17 protein-coding genes are annotated in these 20905 nt (G+C 69.9%); 5 read left to right on the forward strand and 12 right to left on the reverse strand.

Translation table 11 applies throughout. The features are described from left to right. Positions 1-14: 14 nt before the first annotated feature. Positions 15-1448, forward strand: a complete 1434-nt coding sequence (locus STVA_RS23855) for an amidase (RefSeq protein ID WP_123692765.1) — start codon at positions 15-17, stop codon at positions 1446-1448. An 11-nt stretch (positions 1449-1459) separates the two neighbouring features. Continuing rightward, on the forward strand, positions 1460-2944 hold the full coding sequence (locus STVA_RS23860; RefSeq protein ID WP_142235870.1) for a M81 family metallopeptidase: 1485 nt from the start codon (positions 1460-1462) through the stop codon (positions 2942-2944). A gap of 21 nt (positions 2945-2965) precedes the next feature. Here the strand turns inward: STVA_RS23860 and STVA_RS23865 are convergent, their stop codons facing one another. The 6 genes from STVA_RS23865 to STVA_RS23890 form a co-directional block, all read right to left on the reverse strand. Further along, on the reverse strand, positions 2966-4378 hold the full coding sequence (locus STVA_RS23865) for a sensor histidine kinase (RefSeq protein WP_123692769.1): 1413 nt from the start codon (positions 4376-4378) through the stop codon (positions 2966-2968). Next, positions 4365-5657 carry a sensor histidine kinase gene (locus STVA_RS23870; RefSeq protein WP_123692771.1) on the reverse strand — a complete coding sequence of 431 codons (1293 nt, stop codon included), beginning with the start codon at positions 5655-5657 and terminating at the stop codon, positions 4365-4367. Before STVA_RS23870 ends, STVA_RS23865 begins: the two co-directional genes overlap by 14 nt. Next, positions 5657-7078, reverse strand: coding sequence for a sensor histidine kinase (locus tag STVA_RS23875; RefSeq protein ID WP_170216604.1), 1422 nt, complete (start codon positions 7076-7078; stop codon positions 5657-5659). Before STVA_RS23875 ends, STVA_RS23870 begins: the two co-directional genes overlap by 1 nt. Positions 7079-7154: 76 nt before the next feature. Beyond that, a complete protein-coding gene (locus tag STVA_RS23880; protein ID WP_123692775.1) occupies positions 7155-8609 on the reverse strand; it encodes an N-acyl-D-amino-acid deacylase family protein in 1455 nt (484 codons plus the stop codon). 30 nt (positions 8610-8639) lie between these two features. Continuing rightward, the gene (gene glpD / locus STVA_RS23885; protein WP_123692986.1) at positions 8640-10148 is read right to left on the reverse strand and encodes a glycerol-3-phosphate dehydrogenase; all 1509 of its coding nucleotides are present in this window, start codon (positions 10146-10148) and stop codon (positions 8640-8642) included. A gap of 61 nt (positions 10149-10209) precedes the next feature. Beyond that, positions 10210-11241: a methyltransferase domain-containing protein gene (locus STVA_RS23890; RefSeq protein WP_123692777.1), complete on the reverse strand. Its 1032-nt coding sequence runs from the start codon at positions 11239-11241 to the stop codon at positions 10210-10212. A gap of 127 nt (positions 11242-11368) precedes the next feature. Between STVA_RS23890 and STVA_RS23895 the strand changes: the two genes are divergently transcribed. Beyond that, the gene (locus STVA_RS23895) at positions 11369-12568 is read left to right on the forward strand and encodes a phosphoglycerate kinase (protein WP_123692779.1); all 1200 of its coding nucleotides are present in this window, start codon (positions 11369-11371) and stop codon (positions 12566-12568) included. On the opposite strand, the gene STVA_RS23900 is transcribed toward STVA_RS23895, so the two are convergent. Then, a complete protein-coding gene (locus STVA_RS23900) occupies positions 12569-13645 on the reverse strand; it encodes a PA0069 family radical SAM protein (protein WP_123692987.1) in 1077 nt (358 codons plus the stop codon). It lies immediately after the preceding gene. 153 nt (positions 13646-13798) lie between these two features. Between STVA_RS23900 and STVA_RS23905 the strand changes: the two genes are divergently transcribed. Both STVA_RS23905 and STVA_RS23910 read left to right on the forward strand, forming a co-directional pair. Next, positions 13799-14917 carry a branched-chain amino acid aminotransferase gene (locus STVA_RS23905; RefSeq protein WP_420822805.1) on the forward strand — a complete coding sequence of 373 codons (1119 nt, stop codon included), beginning with the start codon at positions 13799-13801 and terminating at the stop codon, positions 14915-14917. Positions 14918-15033: 116 nt separating this feature from the next. Beyond that, complete coding sequence (locus tag STVA_RS23910) at positions 15034-15456, forward strand: hypothetical protein (RefSeq protein WP_148071381.1); 423 nt, start codon at positions 15034-15036, stop codon at positions 15454-15456. 45 nt (positions 15457-15501) lie between these two features. Here the strand turns inward: STVA_RS23910 and STVA_RS23915 are convergent, their stop codons facing one another. Genes STVA_RS23915 through STVA_RS23935 form a run of 5 tightly spaced genes read right to left on the reverse strand, consistent with a single transcriptional unit; the run spans position 15502 to position 20903 of the window. Beyond that, positions 15502-16728 carry a phenylacetate--CoA ligase family protein gene (locus STVA_RS23915; RefSeq protein WP_179955418.1) on the reverse strand — a complete coding sequence of 409 codons (1227 nt, stop codon included), beginning with the start codon at positions 16726-16728 and terminating at the stop codon, positions 15502-15504. After that, entirely contained in the window at positions 16728-17585 is an 858-nt protein-coding gene (locus STVA_RS23920; RefSeq protein WP_123692783.1) for an ABC transporter ATP-binding protein, read from the reverse strand. Before STVA_RS23920 ends, STVA_RS23915 begins: the two co-directional genes overlap by 1 nt. Positions 17586-17610: 25 nt before the next feature. After that, the gene (locus STVA_RS23925; protein ID WP_123692785.1) at positions 17611-18876 is read right to left on the reverse strand and encodes an ABC transporter substrate-binding protein; all 1266 of its coding nucleotides are present in this window, start codon (positions 18874-18876) and stop codon (positions 17611-17613) included. Between the two features lie 37 nt (positions 18877-18913). Next, the gene (locus STVA_RS23930) at positions 18914-20005 is read right to left on the reverse strand and encodes a branched-chain amino acid ABC transporter permease (protein WP_123692787.1); all 1092 of its coding nucleotides are present in this window, start codon (positions 20003-20005) and stop codon (positions 18914-18916) included. Positions 20006-20009: 4 nt separating this feature from the next. Beyond that, positions 20010-20903 carry a branched-chain amino acid ABC transporter permease gene (locus STVA_RS23935; RefSeq protein ID WP_123692789.1) on the reverse strand — a complete coding sequence of 298 codons (894 nt, stop codon included), beginning with the start codon at positions 20901-20903 and terminating at the stop codon, positions 20010-20012. Positions 20904-20905 lie beyond the last annotated feature (2 nt).

Here is a 20905-nt window from a genome sequence, read left to right on the forward strand (position 1 = left end):
GAGGAATTCCGCCCATGTCCGAACTCGTCGAAACATCCGCGGTCGAGCTGCGCCGCCTGATCGGCACCCGCCAACTGTCGCCGGTCGAACTGCTGGAAGCCTGCCTGGTGCGGATTTCCGAGGTGAACCCGACGCTGAACGCCGTGACGGCGATGTGCGTCGACCGCGCCCGCGACGAGGCCAAGGCGGCCGAGACCGCGGTCATGCGCGGCGACGCGCTGCCGCCGCTGCATGGCTTGCCGGTCGGCATCAAGGACCTGAACGAGACGGGCGGCCTGAAGACCACCTGGGGCTCGCCGCTCTTCGCCGACCACGTCCCGGCCAAGGACGAGCGCATGGTGGCAGGCGTGCGCGCGGCCGGCGCCATCGTCGTCGGCAAGACCAACGTCCCCGAATGGGGGGCGGGCGCCAACACCAACAACCCGGTCTGGGGGCCGACCGGCAACGCCTTCGATCCGGCCCGCATCTGCGGCGGCTCGTCGGGCGGGTCGGGCGTGGCGCTCGCCACCTCGATGCTGCCGATCTGCACCGGCTCGGACACCGGCGGCAGCCTGCGCATCCCGGCCGCCTTCTCGGGCATCGTCGGCTATCGCCCGTCGCCCGGCCTGGTGCCGTCGGAGCGTCGCGGGCTCGGCTGGACCGCGCTCTCGGTGGTGGGGCCGATGGGCCGCACCGTCGCCGACACCTGCCTGCTGATGGAAGGCATGGTGTCGGACGACAGCCGCGACCCCTTCGCCGGGCCGGTCGATCCCGCCGCCTTCGGCCGGCCGGGCCGCTGCGACCTGTCGTCGATGCGCGTCGCCTTCTCCGAGGATCTCGGCTTCACGCCGGTCGACAACCGCATCCGCGCCACGTTCCGCGAGCGGGTCGACATCTTCAAGCACATCTTCAAGACGGCCGATTGGCGCGCACCGGACATGGAAGGGGCGGACTTCGCCTTCGACACCATGCGGGCGCAGAATTTCCTGGCCTCCCACAAGGACCGCTACGAGAAGCATCGCGACAAGCTCGGCCCCAACATCGTCGCCAACTACGAGCAGGGGCTGACCTTCACGGCGCTCGACATCGCCGAGGGCCACAAGGCGCAGACGAAGCTCTATCGCGGCTTCCAGGATTTCTTCCGCGACTTCGACTTCCTGATCACCCCCACCGTGCCGGTGCCGCCCTTCCCGCTCGACGAACTCTACGTCACCCACATCAACGGCGAGCCGCTGCGCCACTATTTCCACTGGCTGGCGCTGACCTACGGCATCACGCTGACCGGCCACCCCGCGCTCAGCATGCCCTGCGGTCTGGAGCCGACCGGCACGCCGTTCGGGCTGCAGGTGATCGGCCCGGCCCGCGGCGACCTGAAGCTGCTGGCCTTTGCAAACGCGCTGGAGCAGGTGCTGGAAGGCGACGCCCGCACCGCCCGCCCGATCCCCGACCTCTCCCGGCTGAAGAAGTGAGCGACCCTGCCATGCCGCGCCTCCTCGTCGTCCACATCTCCCACGAGACCAATACCTTCTCGAAGCTGAAGACCGACCTCGCCGCCTTCCAGCGCCGCATGTTCCATGTCGGCGATGCGTCGGTGATCCAGGCGATGCGCGGCACCCGGACGGAGGTGGCGGGCTTCCTCGACGCCGCCGAGTCCTATGGCTGGCAGGTGCGGCTGCCGATCTCGGCCGCCGCCACCCCCAACGGCACCGTGACGGCCGAAGCGTGGGAAGCCCTGACGACGCCCGTGCTCGACGCCCTGTCGGAGCCCTTCGACGGCATCCTGATCGCCTTCCACGGCGCCATGGTGGCGGAGGGGGCCGACGATGCCGAGGGCTCTCTGCTGGCCAGCATCCGCGAGCGCATCGGGCCCAAGGTGCCGATCGCCATCACGCTCGACCTGCATGCCAACGTGACCGAGGCGATGTGCCGCCACGCCGACATCGTGGTGGCCTATCGCACCTATCCGCATATCGACCAGTACGAGCGCGCCCAGCAGGCGGCCGCCCTGATGAAGCGGACCCTGGCCGGCGAAATCCACCCGCAGGCCCTGGTCGTCAGCCGGCCGACGCTGCTGGGCTTCGACGGCGGCAAGACCACGATCGAAGGCGTGATGACCGAGGCGCTGCGCCGGGCCGATGCCTTCGAGCAGGAGCCGGGCATCCTCGTCGTCAGCGTCCATGCCGGCTTCACACGCTCCAACATCCACGATGCCGGGCCGTCCGTCGCCGTTACCCATGACGGGCAGCCGGAGCGTGCGCGCGCCATCGCCGACGAGCTGATGGAGTATTGCTGGCAGAACCGGACCAACAGCTCGACCCAGCGCATGACGGTGGGCGAGGCCGTGTCGATCGCCCGCCGGCCGGACGACAGCGGCCGGCCGCTGGTCCTGGCCGACTACACCGACAATCCCGGCGGCGGCGGCTATGGCGACGCCACCAACCTGTTGCGCGGCCTGCTGGCGGGCGGCGTGAAGGATGTCGCGGTCTGTTCGATCACCGATCCCGAGGCGGTCCTGGCCTGCCGCGCGGCCGGCGTCGGCACCACCGTCGAGCTTGCGATCGGCGGCAAGATCGATCCGGAGTTCGGCGGGCCGCCCTTGCAGGTGAAGGGTACGGTCAAGCACCTGGGGGCGGGCGAGGTCACGTTCGACGGGCCGATGTCGAAGGGCGTGCGCTCGAACATGGGCCACACCGCCGTCCTGCAGGTGGGCGAGATGGAGATCGTGCTCGCCACCAACCGCTTCCAGACGATCGACCGCCAGCACTTCCTCTCGGTCGGCATCGACCCCACGAAGAAGAACGTCCTCGTCGTGAAGTCCGCCCAGCATTTCCGCGCGACCTTCCAGCCGATGGCGCGCACCGTGCTGACGGTCGACACCGGCGCCCTGACCACGCCGGAGCTGACCAGGTTCGATTTCTCCAACATCCGCCGGCCGATCTGGCCGTTCGACGCCGACGCGGCTTGAGCCATTCCCCGGAAGGGGCCGTCAGCCGCCCGCGGCCACGGTCCTTTCCGGGGGAAACTCCAGTTCCGCCGTCGTTCCCTGGCCGAGCGTGGAGGCCAGGACCAATCGGCCCTGGTGCAGGGCGATCAGATCCTTGACGACCCCCAACCCCAGGCCGGTTCCGGCCGGCCGGCCGGCGGCGTCGGCTTCACCGCGGTAGAACGGTTCCCCCAGGCGAGCCAGCACGGCCGGCGCCATACCCGCCCCCTGGTCGGCCACGACGAGCGAGATGCCACCATCCGGACGCAAGCGCGCCGATGCGGTGACCGCGCCTTTGGTGCTGAAGCGCACGCCATTCGACAGCAGGTTCAGCAGCATCTGGCGAACCATCCGCGCATCCGCGCGGAGCTGCGGCAGGTCGTCGTCGAGGTTGGCCGCAAGCTGGATGCCCGCAGCCTGGGCCATCGGTGCCACCACTGTCACCTCTCGCGCCAGCATCCGCCCGACATCGATGTCTTCGTCCCGCAGCGTCGGCGCCACCTCCTCCACCGCGTCCGCCAGTCCCGACACGAGATCGAGGAGATGTTCGCCCGAATGGCGGATGAGGGCGGCGTATTCCCGGTATTTCGGCGTCTCGAGTGACCCCAGCACCTCGCCCTCGACCATCTCCGAGTATCCCAGCACGGCCGACAGCGGGGTGCGGAACTCATGGCTCAGGCGGCGCACGAAGCGGTCGCGCACCGCAGTCTCGGTCTCCAGCCGCTCCTTGGCGCGACGAAGCTCCTCCTGCACGCGCTTCACCTCGGTGATGCGCGTGCGCAGCGAAAGACGCAGGCCCGACGGCGTCCGGATCACGCGCACCTTCTCCCAGTTGCCGGACACCGTCATCCATTCGGTCATGGCCGGCTGATTGGCGCGGAACTCGGCGACGCGGCGGGCGATGTAGGCCTCGGGGTCGTGCTCGGCCTGGGCGTCGGCAAAGCTGCCGGCGGCGATGGTCCGCCGCAGCATCCCCTCGAAGGTCGTGCCGACGAGTTCGGCCTCGGGCGGCAGGTGCGGATAGCGCCGGTGATAGGCGACGTTGCCAAAGAGATAGCGGTCATCGCGATCATAGGCGACGACCGTGGTGTCGAGGCTGTCCAGGATATGGCGCAGGAACTCCGTATCGGCACCGGGCGACGGCACCAGGATCGCCTCGCCGCCGCCGTCCAGCGGCAGCCGCCGTGCGGCGACACTGCGACCGCCGGGCAGGACGAGCCGGCCGTCGGCATCGGGCAGCGCCGCCACCTCCGGGTCGCGGCCGGCGAGGAATCGCCTCAGGCTCGCATTGGCGAACACGAGCCGGGCTCCGGGCGCGAATATGGCGACCCCCATGGCCCGCCTGTCCAGTTCGGCCGACAGCGCGTCGATCCGGACCGTCGTGGCATCGCCGGCCGTCCCGTCAGGACCGACCATCGCTGCCCCCCTCCTGTACGGGTGAGGCCGGGTGGACCGTCCGTTCGGCCGGGAACGACAAGGTCGCGATGGTGCCCCGGCCGGGTGTACTGGCAAGCGAGAGCTGGCCCTGATGCAGGCCGATCAGTTCCTTCACCACCGCCAGGCCGAGGCCGGTGCCGGGTTCGCCGCTTGCCGGCAGCTCCGGGCCGCGGAAATAGGGTTCCCCCGCCCGCGCCACGATCTCCGGCGCCATGCCGACGCCATTGTCGACCACCCGCAGGTCGATGCCACCGTCGTCGCGGCGCGCCAGCGATACCAGGACCGCGCCGCGGATGGTGAAGCGGACCGCATTCGACAGCAGGTTCAGTATCATCTGGCGCAACAGCCTGGGATCAGCCCGCAGCCCCGGGAAGCTGCTGGGCAGATTGAGAGCGAGCGTCGTCTGATTGTCGCGCGCCATCGGCTGTACCACCGAAATCTCCCGGCGCAGCATGTCAACAAGGTCGACGGTGGCCTCGGCCACCTCCATGCGACCGGCCTCCAGCCGGCTCAGATGCAGGATCTGGTTCACGAGGTCGAGCAGCCGCTGCCCCGCCTGCGCCACCGAAGCGGCATACTCGCGATAGCGCGGCTGACCGACGGGGCCGATGACCTCGCCCTCGATCATGCCGGCATAACCCAGGATGGCGGTCAGCGGCGTGCGCAGTTCGTGGCTGAGCTTGGCCACGAAGGCGGCCCGCTGAGCCACTTCGGTTTCCAAACGCTCCAGCGCCAGCCGCAGGTCATCCTGGCCGCGCTTCTGCTCGGTGATGTCGGTGCGGATCGATAAGCGGAACCCGAGCGACGTCACCTTCAGGCGCAGCAGGTCCCAGTTCCCGCTGGAGGTCAGGCGCTCCGACCGGCTGCCATCCGGCTGGCGCAATTCGGCGGTCCGGCGGGCGATATAGGTGGCCGGATCGTCCACGGCCTGCCGCTCGATGAGCGTGCCGGCCTCGCGTGCATAATCCAGGATCCGCGCGAACGACGTGCCGGCCAGCGTGCCATCCATGGGCAGGTGCGGGTATCGCCGATGGTAGGCGAGGTTGCCGATCAGGTAGCGATCGTCGGCATCGTAGGCGACGATCGACTCATCCAGCCGATCGAAGACCTCACGATAGCACGCGGCACCGCCCGGATCGTGGGCGGAGGCGGTTCCAGGGTCCGATTCCGCTGCATCGCCCTCTTCGCGGCGGACGGCATCGAGGACGGTGTCGAGCCACTCGGCCAACCGCCCTCGATCGTCGTCGCGCCGGCCCATTACGCCGGATCCTCGACGGTGGGGGCCGGCGTGCGGCCGGCGGGGAAGCGCAGCGTGGCGACCGTGCCGCGGCCGGGGGTGCTGGCAAGCACCAGTTCGCCCTCATGCAGGCGCATGAGATCCTTGACGATCGCCAGGCCGAGCCCGGGACCGGCAGGCCGGTTGCCGTCCGGGCTGGCGCCCTGGAAATAGGGCGTGCCCAGCCGGGACAGCACGTCTGGCGGGATGCCGGCGCCGGTATCGGAGACGGCGATGTCGAGGCCACCATCGGCGCGTTGCCGAACGGAAATGGTAACCGCCCCATCCGGCGTGTGCCGGATCGCATTGCCGGCCAGGGCCTGTATCATCTGCCGCACCATGCGGGGGTCGGCCAGCAGGAGCGGCACGATATCGGGCAGCACGAGTACGAGCTGGGAGCGGCCGGTGCGGGCCTGGGCCTCGATCGCCAGCACCTCGGCGCGCAGCAGGGCCGAAAGATCGACCGGCTCGGCCGCCAGCTCGCCCCGGCCGGCCTCGCTGCGGCTCATCTCCAGCAGGCCCTCCACCAGTTGCAGGAGCTGGCTGCCCGACTGGCGGATCAAGGCGGCATACTCATGGTACTTGCTGGAGCCGAGCGGCCCCATGACCTCGGTCTCGATCAGTTCGGCATAGCCCAGCACCGCCGACAAGGGCGTGCGCAGGTCGTGGCTGAGGCTGGCGACAAAGCGCGCGCGCGCCGCGCCCTCGACCTCCAGCCGTTCCATAGCCCGGCGCAGCTCGTCCTGGGTCCGCTTCTGCGCCGAAATGTCGGTGCGCATCGTCAGCCGCAGGCCGCTCGGCGTGAAGCGGGTGCGCAGCAGGTCCCATTGGCCGGACGGCAGCAGGCGCTCGGAGTCGGTCTGCCGCCAGTCGCGGAACTCCGCCAGGCGGCGACGCACATACCCTTCCGGGTCAGTGGACGTCTGGGGCTCGGGCAATTGCCCCGCCGCCACCGTCGCCCGCAGCAGTTCCTCGAATGTCCGGCCGATCAGCTCGCTGTCGTCGCCATGGTGGGCGTAGCGGCGATGGAACGCGGCATTGCCGTAGCAGAACCGCTCGGCCTTGTCATAGATCGCGAGCGTGCTGTCGAGATGGTCGATCGCCTCGCGCAGCACATGCGCTTCGTCGTGGCGCACCAGCACCAGGCGGGCCCTGCCGTCGGCCGGATAGCTGCGCACGGCGAAGTGCGGCAGCGCCTCCAGCCGCGCCAGCGTCGCGGCCGCCGGTTCGCCCGCGCGGTCGGCCAGCCTGTGCCACACGGCATTGGCATAGAGGAGGTCGCCCGATGGCCCGATCACGGCGACCGCCTCGATCACGCGATCGAGGATTTCGTCGAAGCGCACGGCCGTGGGCGGAGCAAGGTCGTCCGCGCCCTGGTCGCCTGATCCGTCGCTGGAACTCATGCTCCCATTGTGCCGCCGCCGCTGCCGGCCGTCGACGGGCTTGCTGCCGCAGCCCCGCCAACGGCCGGAAAGGGCTTCACGCGGCCTGGAGATCCTGCCGGCGCAGCAGGCGGCCGGGATGGGCGCCCGTCGGCGCACCATCGGCCCAGACGGCACGGCCGTTGACGATCACCCGGTCGATGCCGGCCGCCGGCGTCGCCGGCTTCTCGAACGAGGCCGAGTCGATGACGGTCGCGGGGTCGAAGACGGTGATGTCGGCATGGGCGCCGACCGCGAGCCGGCCGCGCCCGGTCAACCCGAAGCGCTCGGCCGGCAGGCCGGTCATCCGCCGCACCGCCTCTTCCAGCGGGAACAGGCCGACATCGCGCGAATAGTGCCCCAGCACCCGCGGGAAGGTGCCCCACAGGCGCGGGTGCGGGTGCGAGTCGTGCGGCAGACCGTCGGATGCGACGATGGTGTGCGGGTAGGAGAGGATGCGGCGCACGTCGGCCTCGTCCATCATGAAGTAGATGGCGCCGGCGGGGTTCAGCCGGTCGACCGCCTCGAGCTGGCTGATGCCCCATTCGGCGGCGATGTCCGACAGGTCACGGCCACTCACCTCCGGGTGCTTCACCGACCAGGTGACCATGACCCGGCTGCAACGCTCGAGCCGGCTGGAATCGAGCACGGTCGAGGCCGCGACGTAGGGGTAGCAGTCGAGGCCGATGTCCTGGCGGGTGCGCGTGTGCTCGATCAGCGCCAGCGTCTCTTCCGAACGCCCGAAGTTCGGCGTGCCGATTACCTTGTGGTGGCTGATGATCGCGCGCACGCCGGCCTCGCGGCCGATGCGGAAGGACTCGTGGAGGGAATCCATCACTCCCTCGCCCTCGTCGCGCATGTGGGTGGTGTAGATGGCGCCGGCCGGCTCCAGCAACTCGGCCAGCGCGATGATCTCCTCGGTCGGGGCGGCGTTGGCCGGGCGATAGAACAGGCCCGTCGACATGCCGATGGCACCCGCCGCCAGCCCCTCGGCCAGGCGTTCCTTCATGTTGTTGATCTCGGCCGGGGTGGCCGGCCGCAGCAGGTCGTCCATGGCGCCGACGCGCAAGGTGGCGTGGCCGACGAGGCAGGCGGCGTTGACCGCGGCCGGTGCCGCGTCGACAGCGGCCATGTAGTCGGCCATGCGCGGATAGCGATACCACTCCTCCGCCCCCAGCAGGTCGAGCGGCGGCGGCGGGCGGCGGTCGATCGCCAGCGGCGACAGGCTGACGCCGCAATTGCCGACCACCACGGTGGTGACACCCTGGCTGGTCTTCATCGCCATGTCCGGGTTGGACAGCAGCGCCCGGTCGTCATGGGTGTGGACGTCGATGAAGCCGGGGGCGACGGCGCGGCCGGCCGCCTCGACCACCGTATCGGCGGTGGCGCCGGCCAGGTCGCCGATGGCGGCGATGCGGTCGCCGAGGACGCCGACATCGGCCAGCCGTCCAGGGGCGCCCGTGCCGTCGAACACCGTGCCGCCGCGGACGAGGAGGTCGAAATGCTGGGTCATGGATTCACTCGCTGAAGAAGACGGGATGGATCAGGCCATATGCTGGGCGACGGCGGCGCGCTCGGCCGGGGTCAAGTGCAGCCCCTCCTTGGTGCGGCGCCACAGCACGTCGTCGGCCGTCTGCGCCCACTCGGCGCGGCGCAACCGGTCGATCTCGCGCTCGTAGAGGCCGGCGCCGAAATGCCGGCCAAGGTCGGCCGTCACCCGCGCATCGCCCAGCACGTCGAAGGCGAGCGTGCCATGGCGGCGCGCCAAGCGGCGCAGCCAGGCCGGGTCGAGCGCCGGATAACGCTGGCCGAGGCCGGTGCAGAAGCGGTCGAAGTCGGCGCCCTCCATGGCCCCGCCCGGCAGCGGCGCCCCGGCCGTCCAGGCCGGTTTCAGGCCCGGGATGACGGTCGCCAGCTTCTCCATCGCGTGCTCCGCCAGCTTGCGATAGGTGGTGATCTTGCCGCCGAAGACGTGCAGTGCCGGCGGCTCGCCACCCCCGCCTTCCTGTTTGCCGCCCTCCAGCTTCAGCACATAGTCACGCGTGACGGCCGAGGGGTTGGCGGAGCCGTCGTCATAGAGCGGGCGGACGCCGGCGTAGCTCCACACCACGTCGGCCGGTGTCACCGGGCGGGCGAGGTAACCCGACACCGCCTTGCACAGATACTCCACCTCGGCCGGGCTGGCCGACACGCCGCCCGGCTCGCCGGTGACGGCGACGTCGGTGGTGCCGATCAACGAGAAGCGGCCCTCGTAGGGAATAACGAAGACGACCCGGCGGTCGTCGTTCTGCAGGATGAGCGCGTGGTCGCCGTCATGCAGGCGCGGCACGACGATGTGGCTGCCCTTGATGTGGCGCAGCGGCGGCGTGCGGTTGCCGCCCATCACCCCGCCCGCCACCCGGTCGGCCCAGGGGCCGGCGGCATTGACCAGCGCGCGGGCGGCCGCACTCGTCTCAACCCCGTCGCGCACGTCGCGCAGCCGCAGTTCCCAATGGTCGCCCGCCCGGCGCGCCGACAGGCATTCGGTGCGGGTGCGGATGTCGGTGCCGCGGTCGGCTGCGTCGCGCGCGTTCAGGACGACCAGCCGGGCATCGTCGACCCAGCAGTCGGAATAGACGAAACCCTTCGTCAGGTCGGACCGCAGCCCAGCGCCGTAGGGCGTCCGGCGCAGGTTCACCCCGCGCGAGCCCGGCAGCCGCCGCCGGCCGCCCAGATGGTCATAGAGGAAGAGCCCGGCGCGGATCATCCAGGCCGGGCGCAGCGACGGTGCGTGCGGCAGGGTGAAGGCCAGCGGCCAGATGATGTGCGGCGCCATCGCCAGCAGCACCTCCCGCTCGGCCAGCGCCTCGCGCACCAGGCGGAACTCGTATTGCTCGAGGTAGCGCAGGCCGCCATGAATCAGCTTGCTGGAGGCCGACGAGGTGGCGCGCGCCAGGTCGTCGGCCTCGACCAGGAGCACCTTCAGCCCGCGCCCCGCGGCATCGCGCGCGATGCCGGCGCCGTTGATGCCCCCGCCGATCACCGCCAGATCGAAGATTCCCGTCCCGGACATCCGGTTCACGCCCATTTCCCGTCTTCGGACGGGCGCACACTCGGCCGAAACGGGCCGAATCTCAAGCGCCGGGCTTGTCGAACACCGCTATCTTCGACATGAAACGCCGTTCGCCCGGCCCCGCGCGCAACCCGGCCGCCACGAATAGCCCCTCAAGGTCGAGGTCGAGCCAGCTCGCGAAGTAGGGCTCGTGGAACATCGCCGGGAAGCGCTCCAGCAACCCGTCATAGGGCGGGTGGCCACCCGGCTGCAACGAATCGACCAGGATCAGCCGGCCGCCGGGACGCAGCACGCGGGCGATCTCGACCGCCACGGCCTGGCGGATGCCCGGCGGCAGTTCGTGGAAGAGGTAGATCGCGGTCAATGCGTCGATGCTGCCATCGGCCAGGGGCAGGCGCTCGGCCAGCGCCTGGACCAGGGTCACGCCGCGCCGGCGGCGCAGTCGCCTTGCCGCCTCGTCGAGATAGGCGCGGCTGAGGTCGATCCCGGTCACGGCCAGACGTGGCCAGTTGTCCTTCACCGCCGCCAGGAAGCGCCCGGTGCCGCAGGCCAGGTCGACCATGCGGGCCTGGGCCCCGGCCGCCGTCAGCGCCTGACCGAGCGGGGCCAGCGCGCCGCGACGCATCGCGTCGGCCGCACCGCCGAACAGCACCTCGACCTGGAAATCATAGAGCCGGGCCGAGTCCCGGCTGAGCCAGCCATCGGTCTGGAAGTGGAAATTCTGGCGGTAGTAGCGCGGCAGGCCGGTTCCGGCGTCGTCGGCCGCCACCTCCTGGTGACGGCCCTCGCGGCGGCGGCGGGCGACCCGCGGCAGGTCGCGCAGGAAGGCGCGGCTGTCGCCGAGAGCGCGTGCCGGTGGCGCCCACATATCCGCCGGCGGCAGGTAGTGACCGGCCTCGATAGCAGCCCAGTCCGCGGCGAACAGGGCATCGAGGTCCGCGTCCAGCTCGCGGCGACCGGGACCTGCGGCCCCTGACGCGGCGGGGCGGCGGCCACGGTCCAGGGCGGCAGCGGCGATCCAGTGACCGCGGAACCAGCTTCGGCGCAGGCGCTGGGCCGCCTGGAAGGCGATGCGATCAAGGGCGGTAGCCATGGCCTGGATGTGTGCCGCGGCCGCCCGCGGTCAAGGGTGCCGTGGGCGGCCCGCTGGACTCGGCCGGCACCCGGCGGATATGACCGCACGGACTTTCCCTTCCCCATAGAGGCGGAGCCCCCTCAGCATGACCGCGCCCTTCCGCACCCTCGACGACCTCGACGTCGCCGGCCAGGTCGTCCTCGTCCGCGCCGACCTCAACGTGCCCATGGCCGACGGCCGCGTCACCGACGCCACGCGCATCGAGCGCCTGGCGCCGACCCTGGTCGAGCTGGCGGACCGTGGTGCCAAGGTCGTCGTGCTGTCGCATTTCGGCCGGCCCAAGGGCAAGGACCCGGCCCTGTCGCTGGCGCCGCTGGTGGCGCCGCTGTCGGCAGCCCTGGGCGGACGCCCGGTCGGCTTTGCCGTCGACTGCATCGGCCTGCCGGCCGCGGCCGTCATCGACCAGTTGGCGCCGGGCGGCATCGCGCTCCTGGAGAACCTGCGCTTCCATCCCGGCGAGGAGAAGAACGACCCGGCCTTTGCCAAGGCGCTGGCCGCGCTGGGCCAGCTCTATGTCAACGACGCCTTCTCGGCTGCGCACCGCGCGCATGCCTCGACCGAGGGGCTGGCACACCTGCTGCCGTCGGCTGCCGGCCGGCTGATGCAGGCCGAGTGCGAGGCGCTGGCCAAGGCCCTGGAGACGCCGGAGAAGCCGGTCGTCGCCATCGTCGGCGGGTCCAAGGTCTCGACCAAGCTCGACTTGCTGCAGAACCTGGTCACCAAGGTCGACCGGCTGGTGATCGGCGGCGCCATGGCCAACACGCTGCTGTTCGCACGCGGGGTCGATGTCGGCGCCTCGCTGTGCGAGCGCGACATGGCCGAGACCTGCCGCGAGATCGAGGCCGCGGCCAAGGCCGCCGGCTGTACCCTGATCCTGCCGGTCGATGCGGTGGTTGCCGCCAAGCTGGCTGCAGGCGTGGAGACCGCCACGGTGGCGATCGACCAGGTCCCGTCCGACCGCATGATCCTGGATGTCGGGCCGGCCACGGTGGCCGCCATCAACGCCCAGCTAGCCGAGGCCCGCACGCTGGTCTGGAACGGACCGCTGGGTGCCTTCGAGACGCCGCCCTTCGACGCCGCCACGGTCGCCGTCGCCCGGGAAGCCGCCCGCCTGACGGCCGAAGCCGGCCTGGTCAGCGTCGCCGGTGGCGGCGACACGGTGGCGGCCCTGGCCGCGGCCGGGGTGGAGGAACGGCTGACCTATGTGTCCACCGCCGGCGGCGCCTTCCTGGAATGGCTGGAGGGCCGGTCGCTGCCCGGAGTGGAAGCGCTGCGCCGGCGCTGATCAAAGCAGGCTGAGCTGATCCCCCGCCCGCGGCGGGGGTCGGAAGCGGCTGGTGTCCAGGCGCCAGTCGCGCCGGCCCAGCCCCAGCCGCGCCATGGCCAGGCGGTAGCGCTTGGCCAGCAGGTCGGCATGGACGCCGGTGCCGCGCATGCGCTGGCCCCAGCGGCTGTCGTAGCTCTTGCCGCCGCGCATCTGGCGCACGATCGACATGACATGGGCAGCCCGGCCGGGCACATGCTCGGTCAGCCATTCCTGAAAGAGCTGGTCCAGTTCCAGTGGCAGGCGCAGCACGACATAGCTGGCGGTGGTGGCGCCCGCCGCCACCGACGCCTCGAGGATGCGCTCCAGCTCCCAGTCGTTCAGGGCCGGGATCATCGGGGCGGCCATCACGCCGGCCGGCACGCCCGCCTCGGCCAAGGCACGGATCGTTTCAAGCCGGCGCTCGGGCGTGGCCGCCCGCGGTTCCATCCGGCGCGCCAGGTCGCGATCGAGCGTGGTGACGCTGACGGCGACGGCCGCCAGCCCGCGGGCCGCCATCGGCGCCAGGATGTCGAGGTCGCGCAGCACCAGGGCCGACTTGGTGACGATGGTGACCGGATGCTCGAACGCCGACAGCACCTCCAGGATTTGGCGCGTCACCCGCATCTCGCGCTCGACCGGCTGGTAGGGATCGGTGTTGGTGCCCATGGCGATCGGCTGGCAGCGATAGCGCGGGTTGCGCAGTTCCTTGTCCAGCAGGGATGCCGCCATCGGCTTGGCGAACAGCTTGCTCTCGAAATCCAACCCCGGCGACAGGCCGAGCCAGGCATGGGTCGGCCGCGCGAAGCAGTAGACGCAGCCATGCTCGCAGCCCCGATAGGGGTTGATCGAACGGTCGAAGGGGATATCGGGGGAATCGTTCGTGGTGATGATCTGCCGCGTGGCGTCGACGCCGACCGTGGTCTTCAGCGGCGGCGGCTCGGCGTCGGCACTGCCCCAGCCATCGTCGATGGCGACCCGCCGGGCCGGCTCATACCGGCCGGTGGGGTTGGACACGGCCCCCCGGCCCTTGCGTGCGCGATCGGCGATGGCATCCATGGCCGGCCGATCATCGCGCCCGCATGAGAACATTTCAAGAACATTCGTATTCCTGGGCAAAGGATCGGCACAACGCCCTGGAAACGGGCGCGGTGCTCGGCAATGATGCGCGTCCGCCCTTTCCCGTCCCCCCCGTGGATGGAAGACTAGCCGATGGAAGACAAGCCGATGGACGGCCACCAGAGCACCCGTTTCGACGTCGTCCCGCACCCCGCGCCGACCGCCGCCGACGCGCGCGCGGCCATGGTCGCCAATCCCGGCTTCGGGCGCGTGTTCACCGACCATATGGTGGTCATCAACTATACTGAGGGGCGGGGCTGGCACAGTGCCCGGGTCGAGGCGCGCAAGCCCTTCCTGATCGACCCCGCGAGTGCCGTGCTGCACTACGCGCAGGAGATCTTCGAGGGGCTGAAGGCCTATCGCACGCCCTCGGGCGGCGCCGCCATGTTCCGGCCGGAGGCCAACGCCCGGCGCTTCCATAATTCGGCCGAGCGCATGGCGATGGCGCCCCTGCCCGAATCCCTGTTCCTGGAATCGGTGCGCCAGTTGGTGCAGGTCGACCGCGACTGGATCCCCAGCGCCGATGTCGGCACCCTCTACCTGCGGCCCTTCATGATCGCGAGCGAGACCTTCCTCGGCGTGAAGCCGTCGGCCGAGTACATGTACATGGTCATCGCGTCCTCGGTCGGCTCCTACTTCAAGGGCGGCGGCGACGGCGTGACGGTGTGGGTGTCGCAACACGACACGCGGGCAGCCAGCGGCGGCACGGGTGCGGCCAAGTGCGGCGGCAACTATGCCGCCAGCCTGCGCGCCCAGGCCGAGGCGGTGCGCAACGGCTGCGACCAGGTGGTGTTCCTGGACGCGGTCGAGCGCCGCCGGGTCGAGGAGCTGGGCGGCATGAACGTCTTCTTCGTCTTCCAGGACGGCTCGCTGCTGACCCCGCCGCTGGACGGCACCATCCTGCCCGGCATCACGCGCGACTCCATCATCAAGTTGGCACGGGATGCCGGCATCGCCGTGCGCGAGGGCCAGTACACGCTGGACGAATGGCGAGCCGACGCCGCCAGCGGCAAGCTGCAGGAGGTCTTCGCCTGCGGCACGGCCGCCGTCATCACCCCCATCGGCCGCATCCGCAACCCGGAGGGCGAGTTCGTGGCGGGCGCCGCGGGCACGGCCGGCGGCCCGGTCACCCAGCGCCTGCGCAAGACGCTGGTCGATATCCAGCAGGGCAAAGCGGCCGACCCGCACGGCTGGGTGCACACGGTTTTCTGAGGGATCGGCGGCAGGGGGCAGACACCACGGTCCAGCCCCTTGCATCGCCCCTACCCCTCGCCTTTTGGCCGTTATATGGTTGCCGCCTGCTCAATCATGAGATGGGTCCCGAGGTCATGAAGACAGCGAAGCTGCGCCCCTTCCGGCAAAATCGCTCCCGCGCGGCGCTGCTGGCGATAGCCGCAATGACCGCCGTCGCCGGCCAGGCGCACGCCGCCTCGTGCCAGGACGTGGCCGTGCTCGAGACCCGCATGAGCCTGACCAACACCGGCGAGCGCATGTTCAGCTTCCGGGCGACCGCCAAGGACACCACACGCCCGCTGCACGGCACCGTCACCATCGGCAAGGTCGACCCGCCGCTGCTTCAGCAGTCCCCCTCGCTCAGCGTGGACATCGCCGCCAACGGCCGCATGAGCTGGATGCTGTTCGCCAGGACATCGGACCTCATCACCGCCCTGCCGACCTATCTGCCCGTCTACGACCGGTCGGCCAGCACGGCCGCCTACGAGGTCGGGCTGGAGAACTGCTCGACCAACTAGGGCGCTTCCGGCCCGGCCTTGCGAAAAGGCAGGCGGTCGCCCGCCCTACCCCCGCCTGTCCTCGATGACCTTGGCGTCCGGGGCGATGGCGGGGTGCAGGGCCACCTCGCCCCGCAGCTTGGTCACGGCCTGCAAGGTGTCGGCGATGCGGGACGCCAGGGCGGCACCGCTTCCCGGGGCTTCGCACTCCAGCGTCATCTGGTCCCGCCCGCCCTCGCTCGACACCACCAGCCGGGCGCGTGCGATCTCCGGGTGGCGGCGCACCACCTCGGCCACCTGGGCCGGGTGGACGAACATGCCGCGCACCTTGGTCGTCTGGTCGGCGCGGCCCATCCAGCCCTTGATGCGGGCGTTGGTGCGGCCGCAGGGGCTGGCGCCGGCGAGGATGGCCGACACGTCACCGGTGGCGAACCGGATGAGCGGATAGTCGCGGTTGAAGGTCGTGACGACGACCTCGCCAGGCTCGCCGTCTGGCACCGGGTCGCCGGTGCCCGGCCGCACGATCTCGACGATGACGCCCTCGTCGACGATCATGCCCTCGCGCGCCGTACTCTCATAGGCGATGAGGCCGAGGTCGGCGGTGCCGTAGCATTGCAGGACGGCGACGCCGCGGCCGGCCAGGTCCTGGCGCAGGGCCGGCGGCAGCGCCTCGCCGGAGACCAGCGCCTTGGTCATGGACGAGACGTCGGCGCCCAGCTCGGCCGCCTTTTCCAGGATGATCTTCAGGAAGGAGGGCGTGCCGGAATAGCCGTGCGGGCGCAGGTCGGCGATCGCGCGCACCTGCTGCTCGGTCTGGCCGACGCCGCCCGGAATGACCGCGCAGCCGATGGTGTGGGCGGCCGATTCCAGCATCGCGCCGGCCGGCGTCAGGTGATAGCTGAAGCAGTTGTGCAGCACCTCGCCCGGGCGGAAGCCGGCGGCGTGCAGCGCGCGCGCGAAGCGCCACCAGTCGCGCCCGTGCCCCTCCGGGTCGTAGATCGGGCCGGGCGAGGCGAACAGGCGCGCCAGGCCGGATGACGGCGTGGCATTCAGGCCGCCGAAGGGCGGAACCCGCTGCTGCTGCGCGATCAGGTCGCTCTTGCGGGTGACCGGCAGGGCGGCCAGCGCCGTGCGCGTCGTCACCGACGCCGGGTCGATCCCGGCCAGGCTGTCGGCATAGTAGGGCGCATGGGTGCGAGCATGAGCGACCTGCACCGGCAGGGCCGCCATCAGGGCAGCCTCGCGCGCCTCGGGCGGGCGGGTCTCTAGCTCGTCGAAGAAGGGTCCGATCATCACAGCCAGCGTTTGCGCCGCTTGTAGGATTTCAGGTTCTTGAAGGACTTGCGGTCCTCGCCGCCGCCGCCGCCGAGGTAGAATTCCTTCACGTCCTCGTTCTGGGCGAGTGCGTCAGCCGTTCCGTCCAGCACCACTTTGCCGCGCTCCATGATGTAGCCGTAGCTGGCGACCTGGAGGGCCATGCGGGCGTTCTGTTCCACCAGCAGGATGGTGACGCCGAGGTCGGCGACGAGCTGGCGGATGATGTGGAACACCTCCTGCACCAGGAAGGGGGACAGGCCCATGGAGGGCTCGTCCATCAGGATCAGCTTGGGCTTGGCCATCAGCGCGCGGCCGATCGCCAGCATCTGCTGTTCGCCGCCCGAGAGGTAACCGGCGAGGCCCGTGCGTTCCTTCAGGCGCGGGAAATACTGGTAGACCATGTCGATGTCGGCGGCGATGCGGCCACGATCGGCGCGCGGCCGCGTGAAGGCGCCGAGCCGCAGGTTCTCCAGGCAGGTCATGTCGGCGATGATGCGGCGCCCCTCCATCACCTGGAAGATGCCGCGGCGCACGATCGCCTCCGGCTCCAGCCCCTGGATGGGCTGGCCGTCGAACAGCACCTCGCCGCGGGTGATGGCGCCGTCCTCGGTCTTCAGCAGGCCCGAGATCGCCTTCAGCGTCGTCGACTTGCCGGCACCGTTGGCCCCAAGCAGGGCCACGATCTGCCCCGGCGGCACGGCCAGCGACAGGCCGCGCAGCACGAGGATGACGTCGGCATAGACGACCTCGATATTGTTCACCGCCAGCAGCGGCCGCACCGATGGCACGGCCGCCGCGGGCGGGGACAGGGCGGGCTCGGCCGCGACGCTCATGCCGGCTGGCCCGCCGGTGCCGCGCCTACCAGCCGAGCCATTCCGGCTTGCGCGGCAGGTTGACCACGGTGACCTTCTCCATCTTCACTGCGCCCGACTTGATCAGGTCGTTCAGCGGCGCGTCGGTGGCGGCCGTCACCCGGGCGCGATAGAGCTGCACCTCGGTCGTCGGGCGATGGTCGGTCTTGGTCCAGGTGGACGGCACGCACACGCCCTCCATGCCCTTGGGCACCCAGTCCTTCTTGGCATACATGCCGTCGCGGATCTTGAGGGCCGTGATGCCGCCATTGGCATTGGCCCACTCCATCGCTTCCTTGATGTAGAAGGCGGTGCAGATGCCGGCGATGTAGTGCAGCGGTCGGTAGTTGTCCGCGCCGCCGATCTCGCGCACGGTCTTCATGCCGGGGGCCTCGTCGGTCCACAGCGTGCGGGTGCGCACCGGGATGACGACGCCGTCGGCGGCATTGCCGGCGGCCTTGGCCGCGTTCTCGTCCATGCCCCAGACATTGCCCATGAACTGCACGTCGACGCCGGCGTTCTTGCACGCCTTCAACACCGAGACGTTCGAGCCGGCCGTGTTGCCGAGATAGGCGTAGTTGGCGCCGGACTGCTTCAGCGTCAGGCACTGGGCGGTGTAGTCGCCGGGCGTCAGCGCGAACTGGATCGCCGGCAGCACGTCGAAGCCAAGCTCCTTGGCCAGGTCCTCGGCCGCGGCCTTGGGCGCGTTCGGGTAGGGATGGTTGGCGCCCATGTGGACGTATTTCGGCTTGCCCTGCCCGCCCTTCTTCTTCCAGTCGTCGGCCGCCCAGGTGACCAGCGCGCGCGCCGCGTCGGAATAGGACGGGCCGTAGAAGAAGTTGAAGGGGGCGGCCGCCGTCGACTTCTCGGCCTGGCCGGTCGGGTCGGTCAGCGAGCCGGCATAGGAGCCGGAGATGTAGGGGATCTGGTCCTTGGAGACGAAGGTGATCAGCGCCTCGGTATCGGCCGTGCCCCAGCCGAAGATGGCCACCACCTTGTCGCGGCCGGTCCATTTCTTGTAGGTCGCGATCGAGCGCGGCACCTGGTAGCCGTAGTCGACGGTGTCGAGGTTCACCTGGCGCTTGGCGACGCCGCCATTCTTGTTGATCCAGGCCATGGCATCGGCGACGCCTTCGCCGAACGGCTTGCCCACGTCCGAGGTGGCGCCGCTGTAGTCGGCCAGATGCCCGACATTGATCTTCTGCTGGGCCGCGGCCGGCGCCGCGATCAGGGCTGCCGCCGCGGCGGTCAGCACCATGGGCTTCATGCGCATTGTCGTTCCTCCCGAAGTATTCTCGTTTAGGGCGAGCCTAGTATGAAAAGGGATAGAGCTTCCAGTACGCCTTGACCTGCCGCCAGCGGTGGGCGAGGCCGTCCGGCTCGAACACCAGGAACAGGATGATCGTGACGCCGATCGCCACCTCGCGCAGGTAGGACAGGTTCTCCTTCAGCCCCAGCGCGCGGTCGATGCTGGTGCCGGCGAGCAGGCCGGTCAGCGCGTCCATCACCTCGGGCAGGAGCACCATGAACGCGGTGCCCATCAGCGATCCCATGATCGAGCCCAGCCCGCCGATGATGATCATGCCGAGGAACTGGATCGAGAAGAGGATGGTGAAGCCCTCGACCGACACGAACCCCAGATAGTGGCCGTAGAGGGCGCCGCCGATGCCGGCATAGAAGGACGAGATGCCGAACGACATGGTCCGGTATTTCGTCAGGTTGATGCCCATCATCTCGGCCGAGAGATAATGGTCGCGCACCGCCACCAGGGCCCGGCCGTCGCGCGTGCGCATCAGGTTGGCGGCCGCCAGGTAGAGGGCCACCACATAGGCCAGCACGACGTAGAAGAAGGTGGCGTCGGTGTCGAAGGCGAAGCCGAAGATGGTGAACGGAGCCGCCGGCGCGCCGTGCGTGCCGCCCGAGAACCAGTCGGCCCGGCCGAAGAAATCCTGCAGGATGAACTGCGCGGCCAGTGTCGCGATGGCGAGGTAGAGCCCCTTCAGCCGGGCGGCGGGGATGCCGAACAGCATGCCGACCGCCGTCGCCATCAGGCCCGCCAGCGGGATCGAGAAGAAGACCGGGATGCCGAACTTGTTGTTGAGGAAGGGCGAGGCGAAGGCGCCGAAGCCGAAGAAGGCCGCGTGCCCGATCGAGATTTGCCCGGTGAACCCCACCAGGATGTTGAGGCCGAGTGCGGCGATGCCGAGATAGCCGATCTGGATCAGCAGCGAGAGCTCGTATTTCAGCTCGATTCCGGACGTCTCGGAAATGATCGGCAGCAGGCAAAGCAGCAGCACCCCCGCCAGGCAGAACCAGCGGCTGGCGGCGGTGTCGAAGATGCGGGTGTCCGACGCGTAGTCGGACTTGAAGTCGCCGCAGGGGCGGAAGCCGGGGCTGGCCATGGCCCTACACCCGCTCGATGTCGCGGGTGCCGAACAGCCCGTACGGCTTGATCATCAGGATCACGATCAGCACCCAGAAGGGCACCACCTCGATCAGGTTGCCCCAGTGCAGCCACTGGCTGTCGACGAAGTGGGCCATGTTCTCCAGCACCCCGATGATGACCCCGCCCAGCACGCCGCCGACGATGGAATCGAGCCCGCCCAGGATGACGGCGGGGAACACCTTGATGCCGATGAAGGAGAGCGCCGAGGAGACGCCGTTGACGACGCCGACGACCACGCCCGCCACCGCCGAGACGGCGGCCGAGATGGCCCAGGCCATGGCGAAGACGCTGCGGATCGAGATGCCCAGCGACTGCGCCACCTGCTGGTCGAAGGCAGTCGCTCGCATCGCCAGGCCCATGCGCGTGGCTTTGAAGAAGTAGGCGAAGCCGGCCATGATCCCGACCGACACGACCAGGCTGACGAGATAGACCGTCCGCACCTCCAGCCCGAACACGGCCACGGACTCCCGCTCGAAGATCGGCGGGAAGGGTTGGGCGAAGACGCCGAAAGCCCATTTCATCAGCGCCTGGAAGACGATCGACAGGCCGATCGTCACCATGATGACCGAGATCACCGGCTCGCCGATCATCGGCCGCAGCACGACGACCTGGATCAGGATGCCGAAGATGACCATGAAGACCAGGGTCATCAGGAAGCCCCATATGAAGGGGATCTGATACTTGGTCAGGAAGAACCAGCACACCCAGGCGCCGATCAACACGAACTCGCCCTGGGCGAAGTTCACCACCTGGCTGGCCTTGTAGATCAGCACGAAGCACATGGCGACGACGCCATAGAGCGCGCCGACGATGAGGCCGTTTACCAGGAGCTGAAGAAAGAGGTTCCAGTCCATCC

It is taken from the genome of Stella humosa, from assembly GCF_006738645.1.
Lineage (GTDB): Bacteria > Pseudomonadota > Alphaproteobacteria > ATCC43930 > Allostellaceae > Allostella > Allostella humosa.

Excerpts from the sequence above, each read along its gene's own strand:
- STVA_RS23855 (WP_123692765.1), top strand. The coding sequence starts at position 15 with ATGTCCGAACTCGTCGAAACATCCGCGGTCGAGCTGCGCCGCCTGATC.
- STVA_RS23860 (WP_142235870.1), top strand. The coding sequence starts at position 1,460 with ATGCCGCGCCTCCTCGTCGTCCACATCTCCCACGAGACCAATACCTTC.
- STVA_RS23865 (WP_123692769.1), bottom strand. The coding sequence starts at position 4,378 with ATGGTCGGTCCTGACGGGACGGCCGGCGATGCCACGACGGTCCGGATC.
- STVA_RS23870 (WP_123692771.1), bottom strand. The coding sequence starts at position 5,657 with ATGGGCCGGCGCGACGACGATCGAGGGCGGTTGGCCGAGTGGCTCGAC.
- STVA_RS23875 (WP_170216604.1), bottom strand. The coding sequence starts at position 7,078 with ATGAGTTCCAGCGACGGATCAGGCGACCAGGGCGCGGACGACCTTGCT.
- STVA_RS23880 (WP_123692775.1), bottom strand. The coding sequence starts at position 8,609 with ATGACCCAGCATTTCGACCTCCTCGTCCGCGGCGGCACGGTGTTCGAC.
- glpD (WP_123692986.1), bottom strand. The coding sequence starts at position 10,148 with ATGTCCGGGACGGGAATCTTCGATCTGGCGGTGATCGGCGGGGGCATC.
- STVA_RS23890 (WP_123692777.1), bottom strand. The coding sequence starts at position 11,241 with ATGGCTACCGCCCTTGATCGCATCGCCTTCCAGGCGGCCCAGCGCCTG.
- STVA_RS23895 (WP_123692779.1), top strand. The coding sequence starts at position 11,369 with ATGACCGCGCCCTTCCGCACCCTCGACGACCTCGACGTCGCCGGCCAG.
- STVA_RS23900 (WP_123692987.1), bottom strand. The coding sequence starts at position 13,645 with ATGGATGCCATCGCCGATCGCGCACGCAAGGGCCGGGGGGCCGTGTCC.
- STVA_RS23905 (WP_420822805.1), top strand. The coding sequence starts at position 13,799 with ATGGAAGACAAGCCGATGGACGGCCACCAGAGCACCCGTTTCGACGTC.
- STVA_RS23910 (WP_148071381.1), top strand. The coding sequence starts at position 15,034 with ATGAAGACAGCGAAGCTGCGCCCCTTCCGGCAAAATCGCTCCCGCGCG.
- STVA_RS23915 (WP_179955418.1), bottom strand. The coding sequence starts at position 16,728 with ATGATCGGACCCTTCTTCGACGAGCTAGAGACCCGCCCGCCCGAGGCG.
- STVA_RS23920 (WP_123692783.1), bottom strand. The coding sequence starts at position 17,585 with ATGAGCGTCGCGGCCGAGCCCGCCCTGTCCCCGCCCGCGGCGGCCGTG.
- STVA_RS23925 (WP_123692785.1), bottom strand. The coding sequence starts at position 18,876 with ATGCGCATGAAGCCCATGGTGCTGACCGCCGCGGCGGCAGCCCTGATC.
- STVA_RS23930 (WP_123692787.1), bottom strand. The coding sequence starts at position 20,005 with ATGGCCAGCCCCGGCTTCCGCCCCTGCGGCGACTTCAAGTCCGACTAC.
- STVA_RS23935 (WP_123692789.1), bottom strand. The coding sequence starts at position 20,903 with ATGGACTGGAACCTCTTTCTTCAGCTCCTGGTAAACGGCCTCATCGTC.